Source organism: Streptomyces sp. NPDC059785, assembly GCF_042732375.1.
Lineage (GTDB): Bacteria > Actinomycetota > Actinomycetes > Streptomycetales > Streptomycetaceae > Streptomyces.
In genome coordinates this window covers 37,594-58,263 of sequence record NZ_JBHWHV010000063.1, presented here as the reverse complement: position 1 = coordinate 58,263, position 20,670 = coordinate 37,594, and the positions used below count along the sequence as shown (strand labels likewise).

Genomic DNA, 20,670 nt, shown 5'->3' with positions numbered 1-20,670 from the left:
TCTGTTGGTCTCGTTTTTTTTTAAAACACACCGGTAACCCTAAAAAACCCCCTCAAATACTCCCTTGCCCCGGGTTCAGCCCCACCCGTGCGCGGCCGGGCGGGGGTACCCCCCCCCCCGGCCCTCGGCGTTCCGCCCGCGCTGTTCCGCCCGGAGGCGGAACGGCACGGCCCCCAGAACCTGCGCGGTCAGCCGTCGTGACCGGAGTGCGCGGCCTCGGTCCCCCCATCACCGCTGCCCCCGGAGTGGTGCGAGGTCCCCTCCTCCATGGTCCCGCCGAGCCGGCCGCGCAGCGCCGTCACCGTCTTCGTCTCCCCGACGGCGACCCACTTGGCGCCGACGAGGTAGTGACCGCCGTAGTCCTTGGCCTCGTTGAGCCACTCGCGCTGGCCGCGGTCGGTGGCGAAGGTCGCGAGGATGAACTTGCCGTCGCCGTTCTTGCAGACGGCCTGGCGGATCTCGGCGGCGTCCGTCTGGATGTCCGGCTCGCACTTCACCTCGGACGCCAGGTGCTCCAGGCTGCCGGTCGCCGTCGCCGGCGCGTCGTCGTCCGCCGTGTCAGCGTCGCCGCCCGATCCGCAGCCGGTCAGCACCAGCGCGGCCAGGACCGCCCCGGCCGCGAGTGTCCCGCGCGTCGTCCTCATAGTTCCTCCGGTCCCTTCCCGGCGACATGATCTCGCCAGCTCAGTAAGCACCGTTGAGCACGGACGCCCGTCCCGTTAGCGTGCCGCACCTGTCGACACAGGGGGCACACAGATGAACAGTCCGTCGCGACGCACGGTGCTGGGCACGGCCGGTGCCATCGGCCTCGGAACCACGCTCGGGACGGCGGTCCCGGCCCACGCCGCAGGGAGCCCCGGCGAGGGCCCCGCCTTCGATACGGCTCCCGCACGCTCCGCGCTCAATCGGCTGCTGCCCGGCTACGCCGACCAGTTCGAGCTGACCGCGGCCGGGGGCGGTTCCGACCGGTTCCGGGTGACCGGCTCCACGGGGCGCGTCAAGGTGTCCGGCACGACCCCCGCCGTGCTGCTGACCGGCGTGCACTTCTATCTGAAGTATGTGTGCGGGGCTCATCTGGCGTGGAACGGCAGCCAGTCGGACCTGCCCGCCCGGCTGCCCGCGCCCGCCCGGCCGCTCCGCAGATCCACCGCCCTCCCCCACCGGTTCGCGCTCAACGACACCAACGACGGCTACACCGCTCCTTACGCGGACTGGGCGTACTGGGAGCACGAGATCGACCTGCTCGCGGCGCACGGCTGCAACGAGGTCATGGTCATCGCGGGCACCGAGGCCGTCTACCACCGGGTCCTGAAGGACTTCGGCTACACCGACGACGAGGCCCGCGCCTGGCTGCCCGCCCCCTCCCACCAGCCGTGGTGGCTGCTCCAGAACTTCTCCGGGTACGGCGGCCCGCTCTCCCCCGAACTGATCGCGAAACGCGCCGAGCTGGGCCGCCGCATCGCCGGCCGGCTGCGCGAGCTGGGCATGTCCCCCGTCCTGCCCGGCTACTACGGCCATGTCCCCAAGGGTTTCGTCGAGCGCAACGGCGGGGACGCGCACGTCGTGCCGCAGGGCGTCTGGCACGGCTTCGAGCGCCCGGACTGGCTGGATCCGCGCACCGACGCGTTCGCCGCGGTGGCCGCCTCCTTCTACCGCCACCAGCGGGACGTCTTCGGGGACGCCGCCCACTTCAAGATGGATCTGCTGCACGAGGGCGGCACCGCGGGCGACGTGCCCGTGCCGGACGCCGCGCAGGGCGTGGAGCGGGCCCTCCAGAAGGCGCGTCCCGGCGCGACCTGGGTGATCCTCGGCTGGGAGGCCAACCCGCTGCCCGAACTCATCGACGCCGTCGACAAGTCGAGGATGCTCATCGTCGACGGCGTCTCCGACCGCTTCTCCACCGTCACCGACCGCGAGAAGGACTGGGGCGGCGCCCCGTACGCGTTCGGCACCATCCCCAACTTCGGCGGCCGTACGACGATCGGGGCCCGCGCGCACCTGTGGGAGGAGAAGTTCTTCGCCTGGCGCGACAAGCCGGACAGCGCGCTGGCGGGCACCGCGTACCTGCCGGAGGCCACCGACCGGGACCCCGCGGCCTTCGAGCTGTTCTCCGAGCTGGCCTGGACACAGGAGCGGATCGACCGCGCGGCCTGGTTCGCGGGGTACGCCGACTTCCGCTACGGACGGCGCGACGCGGACGCCCGCGCCGCCTGGCGGGCGCTGCACGACACCGCGTACCAGCAGCGGGCCGTGGAGCGCAGCGACCCGCACGACTCGCTGTTCTGCGCCCGCCCCGACCTGTCCGCGAACCGCGCCGCCTACTACGCGCCGCGCGACCTCACCTACGACCCGGCCCGCTTCGACGCCGCGTTCGCCGGGCTTCTCGCCCTCCCCGCCGACCTGCGCCGCAGCGCCGCCTACCGGTACGACCTGGTGGACGTCGCCCGGCAGGCGCTCGCGCACCGCAGCCGCCAGTACCTGCCGCAGCTGAAGGCCGCGTACGAGAAGAAGGACCTGGACACCTTCAAGGCGCTGGCCACGCTGTGGCTGCGGCTGATGCGGCTGTCGGACGACGTCACGGGCACGCACCCGGCGTTCCTGCTCGGCCCGTGGGTGAACGACGCCCGGCTGCTCGCCACGAACGACGCCGAGCGGGCCGAGTTCGAGCGCACCGCCAAGGTGCTGATCACGGTGTGGGGCGGCCGGGCCACCTCGGACGCGGGGAACCTGCACGAGTACGGCAACCGCGAGTGGAACGGCCTGATGGCCGACTTCTACGTGCCGCGCTGGCAGAAGTGGCTGGACGCGCTCGAGGACGCGCTGACCACCGGGACGGCGCCCGCGGCCGTCGACTGGTTCGCGTTCGAGGAGCCGTGGACGCGCGAGCGCAAGGACTATCCGCTGCGTCCTGTCGGCGACGCGCACCGGACGGCCGCGCGGGTGCACGACGTGCTGGCCCGCGCCCCCTACCAGGGTGCCCTGGAGGTGACGGCGGAGCCGGCCGCCTTCCCGCCCGGCGGCGAGGCACGCGTCACGGCCCTCTTCACCAACGTCAACGGCCTGCGCGCCACCGGACGCGTCGACTTCGCGCTCACCGGCCTCGACGCCGAGCCCGAGGGGGCGACGTCCCTGACGAGCGTCCCCGCGGCCGGCACCGGCACCGTCCGCTGGCGGGCGAGCGCCCCCGGCACCCCGCTGGAGGACCCGCTGCGCCCGCTGCCGTACTCGATCGCGGTGCGGTACGGGCCCCGGGGCGAGGACCGGGTGCGCGCGGAGTTCGACGGCACCCTCTTCGAGGCCGGACCGCTGGACGCGGGCTGGAAGACGTACACGAACAACGGGGCCGTCTTCGGGCAGCTCGGCGACCGGTTCGCGATCGACGGGGCGGGCGCCGACCTGTGGAAGGGCACCACGGAGTTCGGCACGGTCCACCGGGAGGGGGCGCTGCGCGACGGGGTGTCGGTGACGCTGCGCGTCGACTCCCAGGCCGTCACCGGCCCCTGGGCCCGCGCCGGGATCATCGCCCGCAACAGCCTGGCCGTCCCCGGCTCCCCCGGCTTCCTCGACCTGGCCGTCACCCCGGCCAACGGCGTCGTGCTGTCGTACGACACCGACGGCGACGGCACCCTCGACACCTACAAGCGCGTCACCGGCGTCAAGGCGCCGGTGCTGCTGCGGCTGACCCGGTCCGGGGGCACGTACACCGGGGCCTGCTCGACGGACGACGGGGCGACCTGGCGGACGGTGGCGACCGTGCCGGTGCCCGGCGCGGCGGACACGCAGGACGTGGGCCTGTTCATGAGCGCCACCAACGGCGAGAGCGGGGCGCGCGGCACGGTGGAGTTCAGCGGCTGGGCGCTCGCGTGACGTCCCGGGGCACGCGCCCGGCGTACGGGCCGGGGCGCCGGTGCGCGCCGGGCGCGGGCCCCATGTCGTTCACGGGCTCACCTGTGCGAAGGTGAGCCCGTGAACGACGACTGGGAGAAGCGTGTCGCGGCCGCCTGGGCCTCCTTCGACACCCACGACGAGGCACACGCCGCGGACTTCCGCGCGGTGATCGACGCACTCGCGGCCGAGGTGCCCGAGGACAGTCCCCTCGGCCCCTTCGAGCGGGCGTGCGCCTGGGACTCGACCGGCCACTCGGACCGCGCGGTGCCGCTGTACCGCGAGGCGCTGGCCCGCGGGCTCGACGGCTACCGGGGCAGACGCACCCGGATCCAGCTCGCCAGCTCGCTCAGGAACACCGGGCAGCCGGAGGAGGGCGTCAAGCTGCTCACGCCCGAACTGGTCGCGGTCTCCGACGAGTTGGACGACGCGGTACGCGCCACGCTCGCCCTGTGCCTGGCCGACCTCGGCCGGGAGCGCGAGGGTCTCGCCCTCGTCCTCGGCGCGCTCGCCCCGCATCTGCCGCGCTACCAGAGATCGACGGCCAACTACGCCCGGCTCCTGGTGGAACCGGACGCCCAGGGCGCAACCCCGTAGACGGCACGGACCACCGCGCGGCTTCGAACGGCCGTCCAACTCGCGGTGACCATCCACGGATTCGCTCGTTCTGCTGAACGTGCAGTCACAGGAAGCAGCCCCGCGCCCCGCCCCCGTTCCTGACGTCGACGTCGAGCAGGCCGAGGCCGCGCTCGTCGAGCACTATCCACGGCTCGTCCGGCTCGCCTACCTGGTCCTGCCGCCGAGCCTGGGCCGCAACCGGCGGGTGCTCACGGCACACGCGCTCACCCAGCGGGCACTGCCGCGGGCCAGTACGCCCGCACCCGTGCTCCCGGCCCAGTCGACGGGACGCGCGGGCGAGGCGGGGTACGCGCTCGTCCGGCTCCAGGTACTGCGCACGGCCCTGGAGGCGGGGCTGCCGCTGAGGCGCGCCGCCTGGCCCAAGCGGTCCCAGCTCCCGCCGCTGCTGCCCCAGGTGTGGGGGCTCAGGCTCTTCCCGCGCTCCGGCGGCGCCGACGAACTCGCCCTCGACCAGCGCCTGTCCGCCCTGTCAGGACCGGCCCGCGCGGCCTACGTCCTGCGCGGCCTGGAGCGGCTGCCCGAACCCGCGGTGCGCGAGGTGCTCGCAGCGGCCGGTGCCGAGGACCCGGACGCGGCACTGCGGGAGGCCGCCGTCCTGCCGCTCCAGGAGGGGCTGCTGCGCTCCGCCGAGTTCGACCCGTGCTCGCTCAACGCCCGCCCGACCGACCTGATGCGGCGCCGGCAGCATCTGAAGGCCGCGCTCGTCACCGCCGCGGCGGCCGCGGTGTGCGGGGCGCTGCTCGCGCTGCCGGGCGGCGGCTGGGGCCCGGACGGCGCCGCCGCACCGCCGTACGCGCAGAACCCGGCCGGGCAGGCCGCCCTCGACCCCGGCAGGCTGGTCCGGGCGGCCCCGGCGGCCTGGCGGACGTCCGCGCGCACCGACTTCTCCGTGTGGCCCGCGCGCGGGAAGCTCACCGGGGACCGCGCGCTGCTGCGCCGCGCCCTCGCCGTGTGGGCGCGCCCCGGCGGGACGGTCCAGGTCTCGGCCACCCCCGGCACCCCCTCCGGCGCCCCGCCCGGCCCGCCGCAGCTGCTGTACGCGGGGACGGTGGACCGGGCCCGGGTAGTGCTCTTCTACGACGGTCTGCGCATCGCCCGGTACGCCGAGCCGGAGGACGGGACGAGCGGCGCCGCCCTCGACTTCGCCCGGGTGGACGGGGCGTCCGGCGCGGCGGCGAGCGCGGTGGTCCTGGACCGGTCCGACAGCAATGTGCGGTATCTGACGGCGCCCTGGGTGCGGACGGCGGCCGTGCGCGATCTGCTGGCCCCGGAGTCCGGCCCGGTCTCCCTGAAGCTCTCGGCACAGGGGGTGACCGCGCCCATGGCCAGCCCCGCGCTGCACACCGGCGCCTGCCGCTCCTGGCACGCGCTGGAGCTGACGGCCGCCGGGTCCGTCACGTCCGGCGGCGCGGCCCCGGAGCACGCGCTCGTGACCGACCTCGGCGAACTCTCCCCGGCCCGGCTGACCGCCCGGGACCCCTCGGCGTCCGCGGAGGGCTCCGGGGCGGAGACCGGGGAGAGGGTGCGGGAGGCCTGGGCGCCGTTCGCCTGCTCCCTGGCCGCCGAGCGGGGGCAGGGGGTGCGGTCGGTGAACGCCTGGCGGTTCGCCCAGCAGCCGCTGCCGGACGGCGCGGGCACCAGCGACTGGACGTGCACCCGCGCCGACACCTGGCGCGGCGGGGGCAGCCGCGTGCTGGCGCAGTTCCACACGCCGGGCGGGCGGTACGGCGCGGTGGCCGCGAAGGCGGAGGACTCCCCCGCGTGCGGGCCGCGCGATCCGCACGTCCTGGCGGGCGTGCTGTGGAAGTCCGGCGCGGGGACCTGGTACCTGCTCGCCGCCGGCGGCCAGGACACGGCGTCGGTGCGCGCGTCGGGCCAGGTGGACGGCTCGGCCGGGGGCCCGCTGCTCGCGCTGCCGGCGAAGCGGGGCGCGCAGGCGGTGCTCGAAGGGACGCTGACGGACGGCGGGCGGATCACGGGGCTGCGGTAGCCCACCGTACGAGCGGTGTACGGGCCGAGTACGGGCGGGGCCACGGGCTCCGTCGGCCGTGATCTTCGGGCGCATCCGTGAGCATTATGTGCCGCTTCGGTGAACACCCCTGTCCGGACCGGCCCGTTCCGGGCCGGATCCGATCGGTAAGGTGTTCGCATGACAACCGGGGTACGCCGCAGGATGGGTGTCGAGGAGCGGCGGCAGCAGTTGATCGGCGTCGCCCTCGAACTGTTCAGCCGACGCTCGCCCGACGAGGTCTCCATCGACGAGATAGCCACGGCCGCGGGCATCTCGCGACCGCTCGTCTACCACTACTTCCCCGGCAAACTCAGCCTCTACGAGGCGGCGTTGCAGCGCGCCTCCGACGACCTCGCGGCGCGTTTCATGGAGCCGAGGGAAGGGCCGCTGGGCAAGCGGCTGCTGCGGGTCATGCGCCGGTTCTTCGACTTCGTGGAGGACCACGGCCCCGGCTTCTCGGCCCTGATGCGCGGCGGCCCCGCGGTCGGCTCGTCCACGACCAACGCACTGATCGACGGCGTACGGCAGGCCGCGTACGTGCAGATCCTGTCGCATCTGCGGGTCGAGGAGCCGCCCGCCCGGCTCGAGCTGGTGATCCGCTCGTGGATCTCGCTCGCCGAGTCGACGGCGCTGCTCTGGCTCGACGGGCGGCGCATCCCGCGCGGCGAGCTGGAGGTGCAGCTCGTGCACGACTTCGCGGCGCTGGCCGCGGTGAGCGCCACCCACGACGCCGGGATGGCCGCCGTGCTGCGGCAGGTGCTGCGGGACGAGCCGGCCGACGGCCCGTTCACGGACCTGGTCGGCCGGCTGGTCGCCCTGGCCGCACCCCAGGACGACTGAGAGCGGGCGCGGCGGAGGTCAGACGTCGAACTTGCGGTACGACGGGTCCAGGTCGCACACCTCGGCGGAGGCGTGCAGTCCGACGCCCTCGGCCGGCTTCACATGGGTCCGCAGCAGTTCGAGGACGGCCTCCGCCAGCCGGGCCTTGGTCTCCTCGGTCCGTCCCGCCAGCAGGCGCAGCGCGACGTGCACGATGGCGTGCCCGTCGGCCTCGGGGCCGACCACGGTGTCCTCGGTCCGGCGGAACTGCGTCTTGCACGCCTCGGGCTTCGCGGCCGCGATGTCCACGGTCCGCTCGTGCAGCGCCAGCGCGAAGGCGCGCCGGTCGAAGGCGCCGTCGAGCGACGCGGAGTAGTCGACGGTGATCTGCGGCATGGGAACTCCTGTTCAGAAGGGGATCCAGGTCACCCTAACCGCAGGGCGAGGAGCGCGATGTCGTCCTCCCGGTCGCGGCCGAAGCAGTCCAGGAGCGTGTCGCACAGGGCGTCGACACCCAACGGGGCGTCGGCCGCGGCGGTGCGCAGCTGCTCCATGGAGACCGCGAGGTCGGTGCCGCGGGTCTCGATGAGCCCGTCGGTGACCATCAGGAGCCGGTCGGTGGGCATCAGGACCGTCTCGGTGGGCGCCGGGTGCGGCAGGCCGAGGCCGAGCAGCGGTCCGCACGCCTTGACGTAGGAGGCGGTGCCGTCGTCGCCGATGATCAGCGGCGGGATGTGCCCGGCGTTGGCGACCTTGACCCGGCCGCTCGCCGGGTCGACGAGCGCGAGGCAGACGGTGGTGGTGACGTCGGGGTGGTAGCGCTGGAGCATCCGGTCGAGCCGCCCGGCCAGCAGGGCGGGGTCGGACTCCTCGACGCAGTAGGCGCGCAGCGCGTGCCGCAGCTCGACCATCACGGTCGCCGCGTCCAGCGAGTGCCCGACCACGTCACCGACCGCGGTCAGCACGCCGTCGTCGGTGCTCAGCGCCGCGTAGAAGTCGCCGCCGATCTCGGTCTGCCGGGAGGCGGGCACGTAGCGCACGACCACGTCGACGCCGGGCAGTTCGGGCAGTCTGTGCGGCTGGGGCAGGAAGCTGTGCTGGAGGGTCAGCGCGACATGGCGTTCCACCTGGTACATGAGCAGCGGCTCGGCGGCGAGCGCGGTGGCCTGGGCGAGCCGGGCGACCAGGGACTCGGTCTGCGGGTCGGCGGCGGGAGCGCCGTTCCCCGCGGGCACGGCCAGGCACACCGGTGCCTTCTCGTGGTGGGTCCTGGCCAGCACCAGCCGGGCGTCGTCGCTGGCGCCGGGCCGGAAGAAGCCGGCGGGCCACAGCGGCGCGGGCACGACGGCGCTGCGCACTCCGGTGTGCCCGTTCATGAAGGAGCGGATCAGGCCGGTCACCGCCCGGTGCGAGCTGAGGTCGGGCGACGGGCCCGTGGCGCGCGGGCGGGTCAGCGGCAGCCCCGGGCCCCGGGACACCCCGTGGTACAGGTCGCCGTCGTCGGTGAGGACGAAGACGGCGGCGGGGGTGCCGGTGAGCCGTGCGGTGCCCTCGGCGGCGGCGCCGGCGAGTTCGGTGAGGCAGCGAGCGCCCTGCACGGCGACGATCGTCTCGGAGAGCAGGGTCAGCCGCCGGGCGAGCGTCTCCGCGCCCACCCGCACCCGGGCACCGCGCACCGCCGCGCGGACCACCGCCTGGATCTCCTCGGGTTCGGCGGGCAGCGACAGGAACGCCTCGCCGCCGACGTCCAGGCCCCGGTAGCGGTAGCCCGGCTCGGCGGAGGCGGCGGAGTAGTGCACGACGGGCAGTGCGGCGGTGGCCGGGTGGTCCTTGAGTCTGCGGCAGAGCTCGAAGCCGCTCATGTCGGGCAGGCCGACGTCCACCAGGGCCAGGTCGGGGAGGGTGCCGGCGCGCAGCCGCGCGTCGATCTCGGTGAGTGCCTCGTGCGCGCAGGCGACGGCGACGACCCGGTGCCCGGCACGCCGAAGCACGGCGGCGAGCGCGTAGCGCCCGGCCGCCGTGTCGTCGACCACCAGCACGGTGGACGCCGTGTCGTATCGCTCCGTGTCGGTTCCGTCCATGTGAGAGGCCCTCAGAGGCACGGTCGTGGGGGCGGGCCCGGGTTCCGGTGCCCGCCCCCACCAAAGTACTGCCCTACCGCGTGGCGCGGGTGAATACCGCGACGGTGCGACCCGGTACGGCGAACGTTCCCGATCCGGCTTCGTACGAGGCCTTCTTGACGGTAGAGTCCGCGCCCGCCGCCTGGACCGGGTGCAGCGCGTACGCCGTGCCGGCCGCCGCGGCCACCGTCTGCCGCTGGGTCGTCGGCGTCGCGTTGAAGACGACGACCAGATCACCGAGGGTCATGGTGATCACGCCGGGTGTCTCGTCCTTGCCGGACAGCGGGAAGGACAGCTCCGACTGGACCGCGGCCGTGCTGCCCAGCCCGAAGGCGTCCTCGGTGGAGCGGATGCGCAGGAGGTCCTGGTAGGCGGCCGAGGTGCCCTCGATCTCGGCGCAGCCCACCCGCACCGATTTCAGCAGGGGTACGGCGTACGGCCACTTGGACTCGTTGTCGGCGGCCATGGGCAGGCCGCGTGCGAAACCGTTGCCGTCCTGGCAGTTCCAGTGGATGGCGTTGAACCAGTCACCGCTGTCGAAGGAGTTGCGGTCGAGGGACTTGGAGCGCAGCAGGTCGGTGCCCGCCTGGGAGAGGGCCGGTCCCTGGGAGAGGGCGGCCGTCGCCATGGCGAGGACCTGCATCCGGGCCCGGTCGCCCGCGGCGGTGTCCTTCGGCAGCTTGTAGGTGAGCGCGTCGAACAGCGACTCGTTGTCGTGCGCGTCGACGTACGCCAGGGCGTCGCCGGGCGCGTCCGCGTAGCCGGCCGGGGCGCCGTTGTAGTCGATCTCGGAGCCCTTGACCTCCTTGCCGTCGCTGGAGGTGAACGTGAAGGACTTCAGGTTGCCGGTCAGGCCCACCTTGATGAGGTCCTGGTAGTGCAGCAGCCGGGCCTTCTGTTCGGCCGGGGTGCCGTTGGCGGTGGAGGAGTTGGGGTCGGTGTAGAGGCCGGAGGCGAAGCCCTGGACTCCCGGATCCTCGTCGAAGGGGCCCCCGCCGCGTACGGCGTCGCGGGCCCGGTCGGAGAAGGTGGCGACGCCGGTGCCCGCCATGTTCTTCTGGGTGGCCTGGACGAAGCGGGCGTCGTCGGCGACCTCGCCGAAGTTCCAGCCCTCCCCGTACAGGATGATCTTCTTGCCGTCGACGCCGTCCTTGGCGACGGTCAGCGCGTCGAGGGCCTTGCGGACGGCGAGGATGTTGGCCTTCGGGTGGTGGCCCATGAGGTCGAAGCGGAAGCCGTCGACCTTGTACTCCCTGGCCCAGGTGACGATCGAGTCGACCACGAGCCTGCTCATCATGGCGTTCTCGGTGGCCGTGCCCGCGCAGCAGGTGGAGGTGGCGACCGAGCCGTCCGCGAGGAGCCGCTGGTAGTAGCCGGGGACGACCTTGTCGAGTACGGAGGTGTCGGCCTGGCCGCCGGCGGCGGTGTGGTTGTAGACGACGTCCATGACGACCCGCAGGCCGTCCTCGTTGAGGGACTTCACCATCTGCCGGAACTGGACCGTGCGCGCGGTGCCGTCGGGGTCGGTGGCGTAGGAGCCCTCGGGAACCGTGTAGTGGTACGGGTCGTAACCCCAGTTGTAGGCGTCCTTCGCCGCCGTCTTCGCCACGCACTCCTGCTGCTTGTCGGAGTCCGCCGGGTAGGAGGCCAGGTCGCAGTCGGTGCTCTCCTGGCCCGACTTGGTCTCGGGGACGGTGGCCATGTCGAACGCGGGCAGCAGGTGCACGTACGAGGTCCCGGACTTCGCGAGGGCCTTCAGGTGCTTGGAGCCGTCGCTGTCCTGGTCGGTGAAGGCGAGGTAGGTGCCCCGGTCCGCGGCCTTCGTCGTGGAGTCCTCGACGGAGAAGTCACGGACGTGCAGCTCCTGGATCTGGGCGTCCTTCAGCGGTACGGCCTTCGGCTTGGTGAGCTTCGACCAGCCGCCGGGCGCGAGCGAACTGTCGTCCAGGTCCACGACGAGGCTGCGCCCGGAGTCCGCGGTCAGCGCCACCGAGTACGGGTCGGTGACCTGGTTGGTGACCACCTTGCGGACGGTCGGCGCCCACACCTTCACGGCGTACCGGTACGGCTTGTTCTTCCAGGACTTGGTGCCGGTGACGGACCAGACGCCGGTGGTGTCGTCCCGCTTCATCGGGACGGTCCTGCCGTCCAGGTCCAGGGACACGCTCTGCGCGGTCGGCGCCCACACCGAAAGGGTCGGACGGCCCTTGGCGAACGTCGGTCCGAGGTCCGCCTTCGTCGCGTCGTACACGTCGTCCAGGACGCCCGCGATCTGCACGCCGGTCGCCGCGAGCACGGCCCCTCCCCCAGAGCCTGAAGCCTGGGAGGTGCCCCCAGCGGCCCGCTGCGAGGCGACGAGCTGGCCGCGCAGCGCCTCGCGCACCCGGTCGCGGTCGCGCGGGTCGACGGACCAGGCGGTGTAGTCCTTCAGGTGCGGGAACTCCGCCTTCTGGGCGTCGGTGAGCGAGGTCTTGGACAGCCGCAGCCAGCGCTCGTCGTCGCTGGTCAGCGCACCGTCCTTGACCTCGATCGAACCGTCGCGGGAGTACAGGAGCTGCGTGGAGGCCGCCGATTCCGAGCCGTTCCAGGCGACCGTGTTCGCGTCGATCCAGACCGCCTTGGAGGTGGTCAGGTCCAGCGCCGCCGCGCTGCCCGCGGGCTGCGGCAGCAACTGCTTGTCCTGGCCGCTCAGCAGCCACACTTCGTGCCCGTTCGCTGCCGTGAGGTCGAGCGCCTGGTCGGCGGACTGATCCTTCTCGTCGCCGTTGTGGATGATGTAGCTGAGGCTGGTGGCGCCCTCGGTGAGCGGCACCTCGAAGACCGCGCCGTAGGCGTCGGTCCTCACCGGCTCCAGCGGCTTCGACCAGTCCGTGGGGTTCGCGGCGCCGGTCCAGACGTGCAGTCCCCAACCGTCGTAGTCGCCGTCGGCGCGGTGGTAGTGCAGTACGGCCTTGGTCTCGTCCTGGGCCGGGTAGTCGGGCCGCTCGGTCTGTACGGCCTCCTTGCCCTGCTCGACCCAGACCTCGCCGGTCGCGGTGACGTCGATGGAGCGGTCGGCGCCGACATCCTTGGTGCCGTCCTTGTCGATGACCAGGAAGTTCACGGTCGTGGCGCCCGGCTTCAGCTTGACGTAGGCGAAGGCGCCGTAGGCGTCGCGGCCGGTGAAGGGGTGACTGGCGGGCCACTCGGTCGCCTCGCCGTCGGCGAGGTCGCCCCAGGCGTACAGGCCCCAGTCGGTGTAGTCGCCGTCGTCCCGCTTGTAGTGGACGATCGCGTAGTCGCGCGAGGCGGCCGTCGGGACCTCCTCGGCGGGCGGGGTGCCGGCACTGCTGGTGGCCGTGGTGCTCGCGGTACGGCCTGCCGAATCGATGACCACGGCCTTGTAACGCAGGGCCGTACCGGCGGTCACGTCCTCGCCGAGGGTCTGCGTGACCTTGTACGGGGCGTGGTCGGCGGAGCCGAGGGTCTGCCACTTCCCGTTGCCGACCTGGGCGGCGAAGACGACCCGGTTGAGCTGCCCGCCCTCGACGTCGGCGCTGAGCTCGACGGTGCCGGTCGCACCGGCGGCGGGGGCCTTCAGGGTGACGGACGGCTTGGTGGCGGGCTCGGCGAGGCGTCCCGTCGCCTTCCAGACGACCGCCGATCCGGCCGGGACCTTGACGGTGACCTTCTTGTCGGCGCCCGAGGTGACCTTGCCGGAGGTCCCGTAGATGCCGTCGAACCGCATGCCCGCCGAGCCGGTGGCGAAGGTCGCCTCCTTCGCCTCTCCCGCGTTGTTCACGGCGACGACGTACTCGGTGCCGGTCTTGGCGTCCGTACGGGAGAACGCGTAGATCCCGGCGCCGTCGGCCGCGTAGCGCTCGGTCTGGACGCCGTCCGTGAGCGCCGGGTTGGCCTTGCGGAGCCCCGCCAGGGTGCTGATCTGCCGGTAGAGCGGCGCGCTGGTGTCGTAGGCGTCGCTCGCGGCGGTGCGGTCGGTGCCGATCTCGTCGTCGTCCAGGTAGTCGGCGACCTTCGAGGCGAACATGGTCTGGCGGGCGTCCTTGTCGCCGCCCGCGCCGGTGAAGCCCTGTTCCTCGCCGTAGTAGACGACCGGATTGCCGCGGCTGAGGAACATCAGCTCGTTGGCGAGCTTGTCCTTGGCCAGGAGTTCGGCGTCGGTGGCGTTCGGGTTGTCCTGGTTCAGGAAGTAGCCGAAGCGGCCCATGTCGTGGTTGCCGAGCCAGGTGACCTGTTCGTAGGCGTTCGCCTTGTCGGTCGTGTACTTGTAGTCGTCGCCGAAGAGCGCGGCGAGCTTCCGCGCGCTGCCGCCCTGGGAGACGTACGACCTGGCGGCGTCCTGGAAGGGGAAGTCGAGGGTGGCGTCGAGGCGGCCCTGGGTGACGTACGGCGCGGTGACGGAGGTGTCGGAGGAGTACACCTCGCCGAACATGAAGAAGTCGTCACGCCCGTGCTTCGCCGCGTAGGCGTCGAGCGCGGTGGCCCACTGGGTCCAGAACTCCATGTTCACGTGCTTCACGGTGTCGATCCGGAAGCCGTCGATGTCGAAGTCCTTCACCCACCGCTGGTAGATCTTCTCCATGCCCTGGACGACCTCGGGACGCTCGGTCCACAGGTCGTCGAGCCCGTTGAAGTCGCCGTAGGTGGTGGACTCGCCTGCCCAGGTGTTGTCGCCGCGGTTGGCGTACATCGTCGGGTCGTTGAGCCACGACGGGACCTTGGCGTCCTTGTCGGCGGCGGCGACGGTGGGCGTGTACGGGAAGCTGCCCGAGTCGACCTCCGGGAAGTCCTGCTCGCCGTCCGCGTAGTCGGCGTCGTCGAAGGGCTCGCCGTCCTTCGTCAGGTACGGGAAGGCGCCCTTGGAGAGGTAGCCGTAGGACTTCTCCGTGCTGTCTGCGTAGCTGACGACATCGGCGGTGTGGTTGGTGATGACGTCGAAGTAGACCTTCATGCCCTTGGCGTGCGCCTTGGAGATGAGGGTCTCCAGGTCCTTGTTGGTGCCGAAGTGCGGGTCGACCTGGGTGAAGTCGGTGATCCAGTAGCCGTGGTAGCCCGCCGACGCGTTGTCCCCGGTGCCCTGCACGGCCTTGTTCTTGAAGATCGGGGCCATCCAGAGGGCGGTGGTACCGAGCCCCTTGATGTAGTCGAGCTTCTTGGTCAGGCCCTTGAGGTCACCGCCCTGGTAGAAGCCCTTGTCGGTGGGGTCGTAGCCGGTCGACATGCGCGAACCGGTCAGGCCGCCCTTGTCGTTGGCGGTGTCGCCGTTGGCGAAACGGTCCGGCAGAACGAAGTAGAACTGCTCGCGGGTGGCGTCGTGCCGGGACGGCTCGGCGGCGAGTCTCGCGTCGGACGGGGGCGCGGGCGGGGTGGCGGCCCGCGCGGCGAGGGGCTGCACGAGCGCCGCCGTCAGGGCGGCGACGGTGACGGCGGCGACCCGTCGGGCAGCGGCGGTACGGCGCCTGCCAGGCGCCGGCCATCTCGGTATCACAGGCGTGAACTCCTTGCGATTACGGCTCATTCGGGTCCGACCCCGCGCGTGACCGTACAGCCGCCGGAAGGCTTGCAGCAAGGGTCGTGAAAGTAACGGAAAGGACTTGCACGACCCTTGCTGTCGCACCTGCTGTCATGCCTTGCTGTCGCACCCTGCCGCCGCCCCGCTGTCGCGTGGTCGGCGGCCCGTGCGGGTCAGCAGCTCGACTTGCCCGCGTAGAGCGCGAGTGCCGTGTTGGCGCCGAGCGTGGCCGTGAACTGGCCCGAGCTGTTCACGGTCACCGTCGTGCTGTTCTGCACGTTGCAGTACGTCCCGGCGGCCAGGGACGTCTGGTAGGTGCGGCTGAGCGAGCTCGACTCGTGATTGACGGCCACGAAGCCCTTGGAGCCGCGCCCGAAGGCGATGGCGTCGGCGCCGTTGTCCCACCAGTTGGTGACGGACTCGCCCCGGGTGGCGTTGCGGAAGGCGACCATGGACTTGATCTCCGGCCAGGCGTGCTGGCACTTCCAGCCGTCCTGCCAGCAGGCGCTGACCGCGCCGCCGTTGGGCGGCCCGGCGTCCGAGTCGGACCACTCGTAGCCGGAGTTGATGTCCGGGGCGCCGTACGGCCAGGCGAGCATGAAGACGTTGGCGAGCGTGTAGTTCGCCCCGTCCTTGTAGTTGAGCGTGGAGCCGTTGCGCTCGGTGTCGTGGTTGTCGACGAAGACGGCCGCGACGGAGCTGCTCAGGTAGCCCCAGCCCTCGCCGTAGTTCTTCAGGTAGGCGAGATTCTCGTTGTTGAAGACCCGCTTGAGGTCGTAGGCGTAGCGGAACTCCTGCACGTCGCCGTTGCCGGTGTACTCGGTCGGCTGGACGGCCTCGCCGGAGCCGTAGATGACCTCCTGCTTCCAGTACACGGAGGTGTTGCTCAGCCGGGACTTGATGTTGGCGAGGTCGGCGGCGGGCATGTGCTTGGCCGCGTCGATGCGGAAGCCGTCGACGCCGTAGCCGAGCAGCGTGTTCAGGTACCCGGCGATGGTCTTGCGGACGTACTCCTCGCCGGTGTCCAGGTCGGCGAGCCCGACGAGCTCGCAGTTCTGGACGTTGGTGCGGTTGGTGTAGTCGCTGATGGAGGCGGTGCAGTCGTCCATGTCGTAGGACGAGTACAGGCCCGGGTAGTTGTACTTGGTGTACGACGAGCCACCGGTGCCGGTGCCGGAACCGGCGCTCATGTGGTTGATGACCGTGTCCACGACGACCTTGACGCCGGCCGCGTGGCAGGTGTTCACCATCGACTGGAAGGCGGCGGCGTCACCGAGCCGCCCGGCGATCTTGTAACTGACCGGCTGGTACGAGGTCCACCACTGCGAGCCCTGGATGTGCTCGGCGGGCGGGGACACCTGGACGTAGCCGTAGCCGGCCGGGCCGAGGGTGCTGGTGCACTCCTTGGCGACCGAGGCGAAGTTCCACTCGAAGAGGACGGCGGTGACGTCCTTCGAGCCCGGGGGTGCTGCCTGGGCCACTCCTGTGGGGAGGGTGACCGAGGCCGCCATGCCCGCCGCGAGGACGGATATGGCGGCCAGTGTTCTCCTGGCCATGTTCTCTCCTGCACTTCGTCGTGCGGGTGGGGGATGTGAGGTGCGGCTGCCGACAGGCCGCGCGGGCCGCGCGACCGACGGTGTGTCCGGGACCGTAGCGCCCGCAGTGAACTTTCAGCAAGACTTCGCAAGAAATTTCAACTGCCGGTACGCTGCGGCCGGTTGACCCGCACCTCTCCCGCCCCCCGCCGTACGGGCGCGGAGACACGACGGCTCAGGTCACGCGGTCCACCAGACGGTGGTGTCCGCGGGCAGCTTCGCCGCGTCGTCCGTGACGGTCACCTCGCCGCTGGCGATGAGCACTCGCCCGTACGCCGGGACGGTCACCGCCGCGCCGGTGGTGTTCGCCGTGCAGACGAACGCGCCGCGGCGGAGAACGAGCACGCCCTCAGGGGCCTGGAGCCACTCGACGGAGTCGCCCGCGCCGAGGTCGGGCGTCTCGCGCCGCGCGGCGAGCGCGGCGCGGTACAGCTCCAGGGTGGAGCCCGCCACGCCCGTCTGCGCCTCGACGCTCAGCTCGCCCCAGCCCGCCGGCTGCGGCAGCCAGCTCCCGCCGTCGCCGAAGCCGTACGAGGAGCCCTCGCGGGTCCACGGGATCGGCACCCGGCAGCCGTCGCGGAAGCCGTCCTGTCCGGCGCCCCGGAAGTACGCCGGGTCCTGGCGCACCTCGTCCGGCAGGTCCGTGACGTCCGGCAGGCCGAGCTCCTCGCCCTGGTAGACGTAGGCGGAGCCGGGCAGCGCGAGCATCAGCAGGGTCGCCGCCCTGGCCCGCCTCAGGCCCAGTTCGCGGTCGCCCGCGCTGCGGATCTGGGTGCCGAGTCCGGCCTCGTTGGCGAACCGGGTGGCGTGCCGGGTCACGTCGTGGTTGGAGAGCACCCAGGTGGCCGGGGCGCCGACCGGGCGCATCGAGTCCAGGGTGCGGTCGATGACCTCCTTCAGCTCGGCAGCGTCCCAGTAGGTGCCCAGGTACTGGAAGTTGAACGCCTGGTGCAGCTCGTCCGGGCGGACGTAGTTGGCGGTTCGCTCGATGGTCGGGGTCCACGCCTCGGCCACGAAGATGCGCCCACCCGTCTCCCGCCCCCGCCCTTCTGCGGAAGGCCCTGCGGGCCCTGCTTCGTTGCCCGCGTACTCGTCGAGCACGGTGCGCCACTGCCGGTAGACCTCGTGCACGCCGTCCTGGTCGAAGAACGGCATGACATCGTTGCCCAGGAGCTTGAGCTGTTCGTGCGAGCCCAGGTCGGGCAGTCCCTCGGCCTTGACCAGGCCGTGGGCTACGTCGATGCGGAAGCCGTCGACGCCCATGTCCAGCCAGAACCGCAGGATGGAGCGGAACTCGTCGCCGACCGCCGGGTGCTCCCAGTTGAAGTCGGGCTGCTCGGGCGCGAACAGGTGCAGGTACCACTCGCCGGGGGTGCCGTCCGGCTCGGTGACCCGGGTCCAGGCCGGGCCGCCGAAGATGGACTCCCAGTCGTTGGGCGGCAGTTCGCCGTTCTCGCCCTTGCCGGGCTTGAAGTGGTAGCGCTCGCGCAGCGGCGAGCCGGGGCCCTCCCGCAGCGCGCGCTTGAACCACTCGTGCTGGTCGGAGGAGTGGTTGGGCACCAGGTCGACGATGATCCGCAGGCTCAGCTCGTGGGCGTCGCGGATCAGCGCGTCGGCGTCCAGGAGGTTGCCGAACATGGGGTCGACGGCCCGGTAGTCGGCCACGTCGTAGCCGGCGTCGGCCTGCGGCGAGGCGTAGAAGGGGCTGAGCCACACGGCGTCGACGCCGAGGTCGCGCAGGTACGGGAGTCGGGAACGTACGCCCTCCAGGTCGCCCATGCCGTCGCCGTTGCTGTCGGCGAAGCTGCGCGGATAGACCTGGTAGATCACCGCGTCCCGCCACCAGTCGCGGTGCGCGGCCACGGTGGCGAGGGCGGAGGTCGGTGCCTGGTCGGCGGAGTGCTGGCTCATGGCGTCCTTGATGCGATGGGCCACCGCACGGGCGAGGCCGTGGGCGGGACGGGAATTTCAGGTCAGGTGCGGGGTGCGGGTGCTGCTGAGTGTGCCGGTGCTTCGGATGCGGGTGAAGAGGTGGCCGCGACGCCTGCGGGGTCGGATGGACGTCGCGGCCACCGCCCGCGCGCACGATGCGCGCGGGAGTCTGTACCGGTGCCGGGGCTCAGCCCTTCGTGCCGCCCGCGGTGAGGCCGGTGACCAGGTTCTTCTGCACGAGGTAGAAGAAACCGGCGACGGGTATCGCGACCAGCACGGCGGTGGCCGCCATCAGGTTGCGCTGCGCGTCGTGCTGGCTGATGAAGGACTGGAGGCCGACGGCGAAGGTGTACTTCTTGTCGTCCAGCATGAACGTCGAGGCGAAGGCGACCTCGCCGAACGCGGTGATGAAGTTGTAGAACGCGGCGACCGCGAGGCCGGGCTTGGCGAGCGGCAGGATCAGCCGCCAGAAGGTGCCGAAGGGGGTCAGCCCGTCGACCCGGCCGGCCTCGTCGATCTCGAACGGGATGGTGTCGAAGTAACCCTTGAGCAGCCAGGCGCTGTACGGCACCGCGGTCGAGCAGTAGACCAGGATCAGGCCGAGGTAGGTGTCGATGAGCTGGAGCGACGACAGGATCTGGTACATCGGCACGATCAGCACGGCGATCGGGAACATCTGGGTGACCAGCAGCACCCACATGAGCTTCCGGTAGCCGGGGAACCGCATGCGGGAGACCGCGTAGCCGGTGGTGGCGGCCACCAGGACGCCGATCACCGTGGTGCCGAGCGACACGATCAGCGAACTCTTCATCCACTCGAAGAAGTTCGTGTGCTGGAGGACGAACGAGTAGTTGTCGAGCGTCATCTTGTCCCAGATGCGCCCGGGGTGCAGGTAGTCGTCCTTGTCCGGGCCCAGCGACAGATAGACCAGCCAGCCGACCGGGAACAGGGCGACGAGGGACGCGACGATCAGGATGCCGTGCGAGGCGAGAGACGCTGAGAGGCTGCGCCGTTCACGGCTGCGCGCCTTGCGCGGCGGCGCGTCGGCGGAGGGCTGCCCGGTCACCGCGGCGGGGGTCTCGACAGTGGTGGTGCTCATGGGAACTCCTGCCTCAGATCGCGAGCTGCTGCTCATTGCGGTTCAGCCAGCGGCGGTAGAAGGAGGTGAAGACGGTGAGGATGGCCAGCAGCAGAATGCCGTAGGTCGCGGACTGCGCGAAGTCGCGCGGCTGCTGTCCGAAGCCGAGCTGGTACGCCCAGGTGACGAGGATCTGCGCCTCGGGGGCGGTGTTGCCGAACAGCAGGAAGATCACGGCGAACTGGTTGAAGGTCCAGATGATGCCGAGCAGGACCACCGTGGAGCTGACGGACCGCAGGCCGGGCAGGGTGACGAAGCGGAACCGCTGCCAGGCGTTGGCGCCGTCCATCTCGGCCGCCTCGTAGAGGGAGGAGTCGATGGACTGGAGGCCGCCGAGGAGCGAGACCATCATGAACGGCACTCCGCACCAGGTGTTGACCATGATCGCGGCGAACCGCTGCCAGAAGGTGTCCTCCAGCCACAGCGGGGTCGGCAGGTGCAGCGCGTCGAGCGCGGAGTTGATGACGCCGCCGTCGGCGAGCATGAAGCGCCAGCCGAAGACGGTGACGAAGGTGGGCACGGCCCAGGGCAGCACCAGCATCAGCCGGTAGAAGGTGCGGCCGCGCAGCTTCTGGTTGAGCAGCAGGGCGAGGCCCAGGCCGATGAAGTAGTGCAGGGCGACGCAGAGCGCGGTCCAGACGATCGTCCAGACGAAGTGCGACCAGAACCTGTCGTACGCGGTCGGGCCCCACAGGATGTCGGCGTAGTTGTCCAGGCCGATGAACTTGTAGGTGGCGTCTATGTGGTTGACGCCGATGGTGCGCGCGGAGTTGAGGCTGTTGGCGTCGGTCAGCGTGAGGTAGAGGCCGTACACCAGGGGATACAGCACGAGGACGCCGATCACGACGGCCACGGGCGCGATCATGGCGTAGGCGTACCAGTGTTTCCGGTACCCGTCCTTGAGACGTTGGACAAGTCCCGGACGGGGGGCGCGGTCACCGCGGCGCTTGCCGGTCGCGCGGTCGATGGCGACTGTCATGGTTCGACAACCTTTGTGGTGGACGGTGGATCAAGGAGTA

12 protein-coding genes are annotated in these 20,670 nt (G+C 71.6%); 4 read left to right on the top strand and 8 right to left on the bottom strand.

Annotation, left to right across the window (positions count from 1 at the left end; all coding sequences use genetic code 11):
* Positions 1–188: 188 nt before the first annotated feature.
* Positions 189–644, bottom strand: coding sequence for a hypothetical protein (locus ACFV6E_RS34925; protein WP_385467178.1), 456 nt, complete (start codon positions 642–644; stop codon positions 189–191).
* A gap of 112 nt (positions 645–756) precedes the next feature.
* On the opposite strand from ACFV6E_RS34925, the gene ACFV6E_RS34920 reads away from it, so the two are divergent.
* The 4 genes from ACFV6E_RS34920 to ACFV6E_RS34905 all read left to right on the top strand — a co-directional run bounded on the left by ACFV6E_RS34920 (position 757) and on the right by ACFV6E_RS34905 (position 7,375).
* Positions 757–3,867, top strand: coding sequence for an alpha-N-acetylglucosaminidase (locus ACFV6E_RS34920; protein ID WP_385467175.1), 3,111 nt, complete (start codon positions 757–759; stop codon positions 3,865–3,867).
* Between the two features lie 81 nt (positions 3,868–3,948).
* Positions 3,949–4,482: a tetratricopeptide repeat protein gene (locus ACFV6E_RS34915; RefSeq protein ID WP_385467181.1), complete on the top strand. Its 534-nt coding sequence runs from the start codon at positions 3,949–3,951 to the stop codon at positions 4,480–4,482.
* Between the two features lie 79 nt (positions 4,483–4,561).
* A complete protein-coding gene (locus ACFV6E_RS34910) occupies positions 4,562–6,514 on the top strand; it encodes a hypothetical protein (RefSeq protein ID WP_385467172.1) in 1,953 nt (650 codons plus the stop codon).
* A gap of 159 nt (positions 6,515–6,673) precedes the next feature.
* Positions 6,674–7,375 (top strand): TetR/AcrR family transcriptional regulator, encoded by a 702-nt coding sequence (locus tag ACFV6E_RS34905; RefSeq protein WP_385174327.1) that lies wholly within the window; start codon positions 6,674–6,676, stop codon positions 7,373–7,375.
* A gap of 18 nt (positions 7,376–7,393) precedes the next feature.
* Here ACFV6E_RS34905 and ACFV6E_RS34900 read toward each other — a convergent pair whose 3' ends face one another.
* From ACFV6E_RS34900 to ACFV6E_RS34870, 7 genes are all read right to left on the bottom strand, one after another.
* Positions 7,394–7,750, bottom strand: a complete 357-nt coding sequence (locus ACFV6E_RS34900; RefSeq protein WP_385174329.1) for a 5-carboxymethyl-2-hydroxymuconate Delta-isomerase — start codon at positions 7,748–7,750, stop codon at positions 7,394–7,396.
* 29 nt (positions 7,751–7,779) lie between these two features.
* The gene (locus tag ACFV6E_RS34895; RefSeq protein ID WP_385467169.1) at positions 7,780–9,435 is read right to left on the bottom strand and encodes a SpoIIE family protein phosphatase; all 1,656 of its coding nucleotides are present in this window, start codon (positions 9,433–9,435) and stop codon (positions 7,780–7,782) included.
* A gap of 73 nt (positions 9,436–9,508) precedes the next feature.
* A complete protein-coding gene (gene pulA / locus ACFV6E_RS34890; RefSeq protein WP_385467166.1) occupies positions 9,509–14,962 on the bottom strand; it encodes a pullulanase-type alpha-1,6-glucosidase in 5,454 nt (1,817 codons plus the stop codon).
* Between the two features lie 197 nt (positions 14,963–15,159).
* Entirely contained in the window at positions 15,160–16,542 is a 1,383-nt protein-coding gene (locus ACFV6E_RS34885; RefSeq protein WP_385467164.1) for an alpha-amylase family protein, read from the bottom strand.
* Positions 16,543–16,761: 219 nt separating this feature from the next.
* Positions 16,762–18,492 (bottom strand): glycoside hydrolase family 13 protein, encoded by a 1,731-nt coding sequence (locus tag ACFV6E_RS34880; protein ID WP_385467161.1) that lies wholly within the window; start codon positions 18,490–18,492, stop codon positions 16,762–16,764.
* Between the two features lie 208 nt (positions 18,493–18,700).
* On the bottom strand, positions 18,701–19,612 hold the full coding sequence (locus ACFV6E_RS34875) for a sugar ABC transporter permease (RefSeq protein WP_385467158.1): 912 nt from the start codon (positions 19,610–19,612) through the stop codon (positions 18,701–18,703).
* 13 nt (positions 19,613–19,625) lie between these two features.
* The gene (locus ACFV6E_RS34870; RefSeq protein ID WP_385174344.1) at positions 19,626–20,630 is read right to left on the bottom strand and encodes a carbohydrate ABC transporter permease; all 1,005 of its coding nucleotides are present in this window, start codon (positions 20,628–20,630) and stop codon (positions 19,626–19,628) included.
* Positions 20,631–20,670: the final 40 nt, after the last annotated feature.

Excerpts from the sequence above, each read along its gene's own strand:
- ACFV6E_RS34920 (WP_385467175.1), top strand. The coding sequence starts at position 757 with ATGAACAGTCCGTCGCGACGCACGGTGCTGGGCACGGCCGGTGCCATC.
- ACFV6E_RS34900 (WP_385174329.1), bottom strand. The coding sequence starts at position 7,750 with ATGCCGCAGATCACCGTCGACTACTCCGCGTCGCTCGACGGCGCCTTC.
- ACFV6E_RS34880 (WP_385467161.1), bottom strand. The coding sequence starts at position 18,492 with ATGAGCCAGCACTCCGCCGACCAGGCACCGACCTCCGCCCTCGCCACC.
- ACFV6E_RS34870 (WP_385174344.1), bottom strand. The coding sequence starts at position 20,630 with ATGACAGTCGCCATCGACCGCGCGACCGGCAAGCGCCGCGGTGACCGC.
- ACFV6E_RS34895 (WP_385467169.1), bottom strand. The coding sequence starts at position 9,435 with ATGGACGGAACCGACACGGAGCGATACGACACGGCGTCCACCGTGCTG.
- ACFV6E_RS34925 (WP_385467178.1), bottom strand. The coding sequence starts at position 644 with ATGAGGACGACGCGCGGGACACTCGCGGCCGGGGCGGTCCTGGCCGCG.
- ACFV6E_RS34875 (WP_385467158.1), bottom strand. The coding sequence starts at position 19,612 with ATGAGCACCACCACTGTCGAGACCCCCGCCGCGGTGACCGGGCAGCCC.
- ACFV6E_RS34905 (WP_385174327.1), top strand. The coding sequence starts at position 6,674 with ATGACAACCGGGGTACGCCGCAGGATGGGTGTCGAGGAGCGGCGGCAG.
- ACFV6E_RS34885 (WP_385467164.1), bottom strand. The coding sequence starts at position 16,542 with ATGGCCAGGAGAACACTGGCCGCCATATCCGTCCTCGCGGCGGGCATG.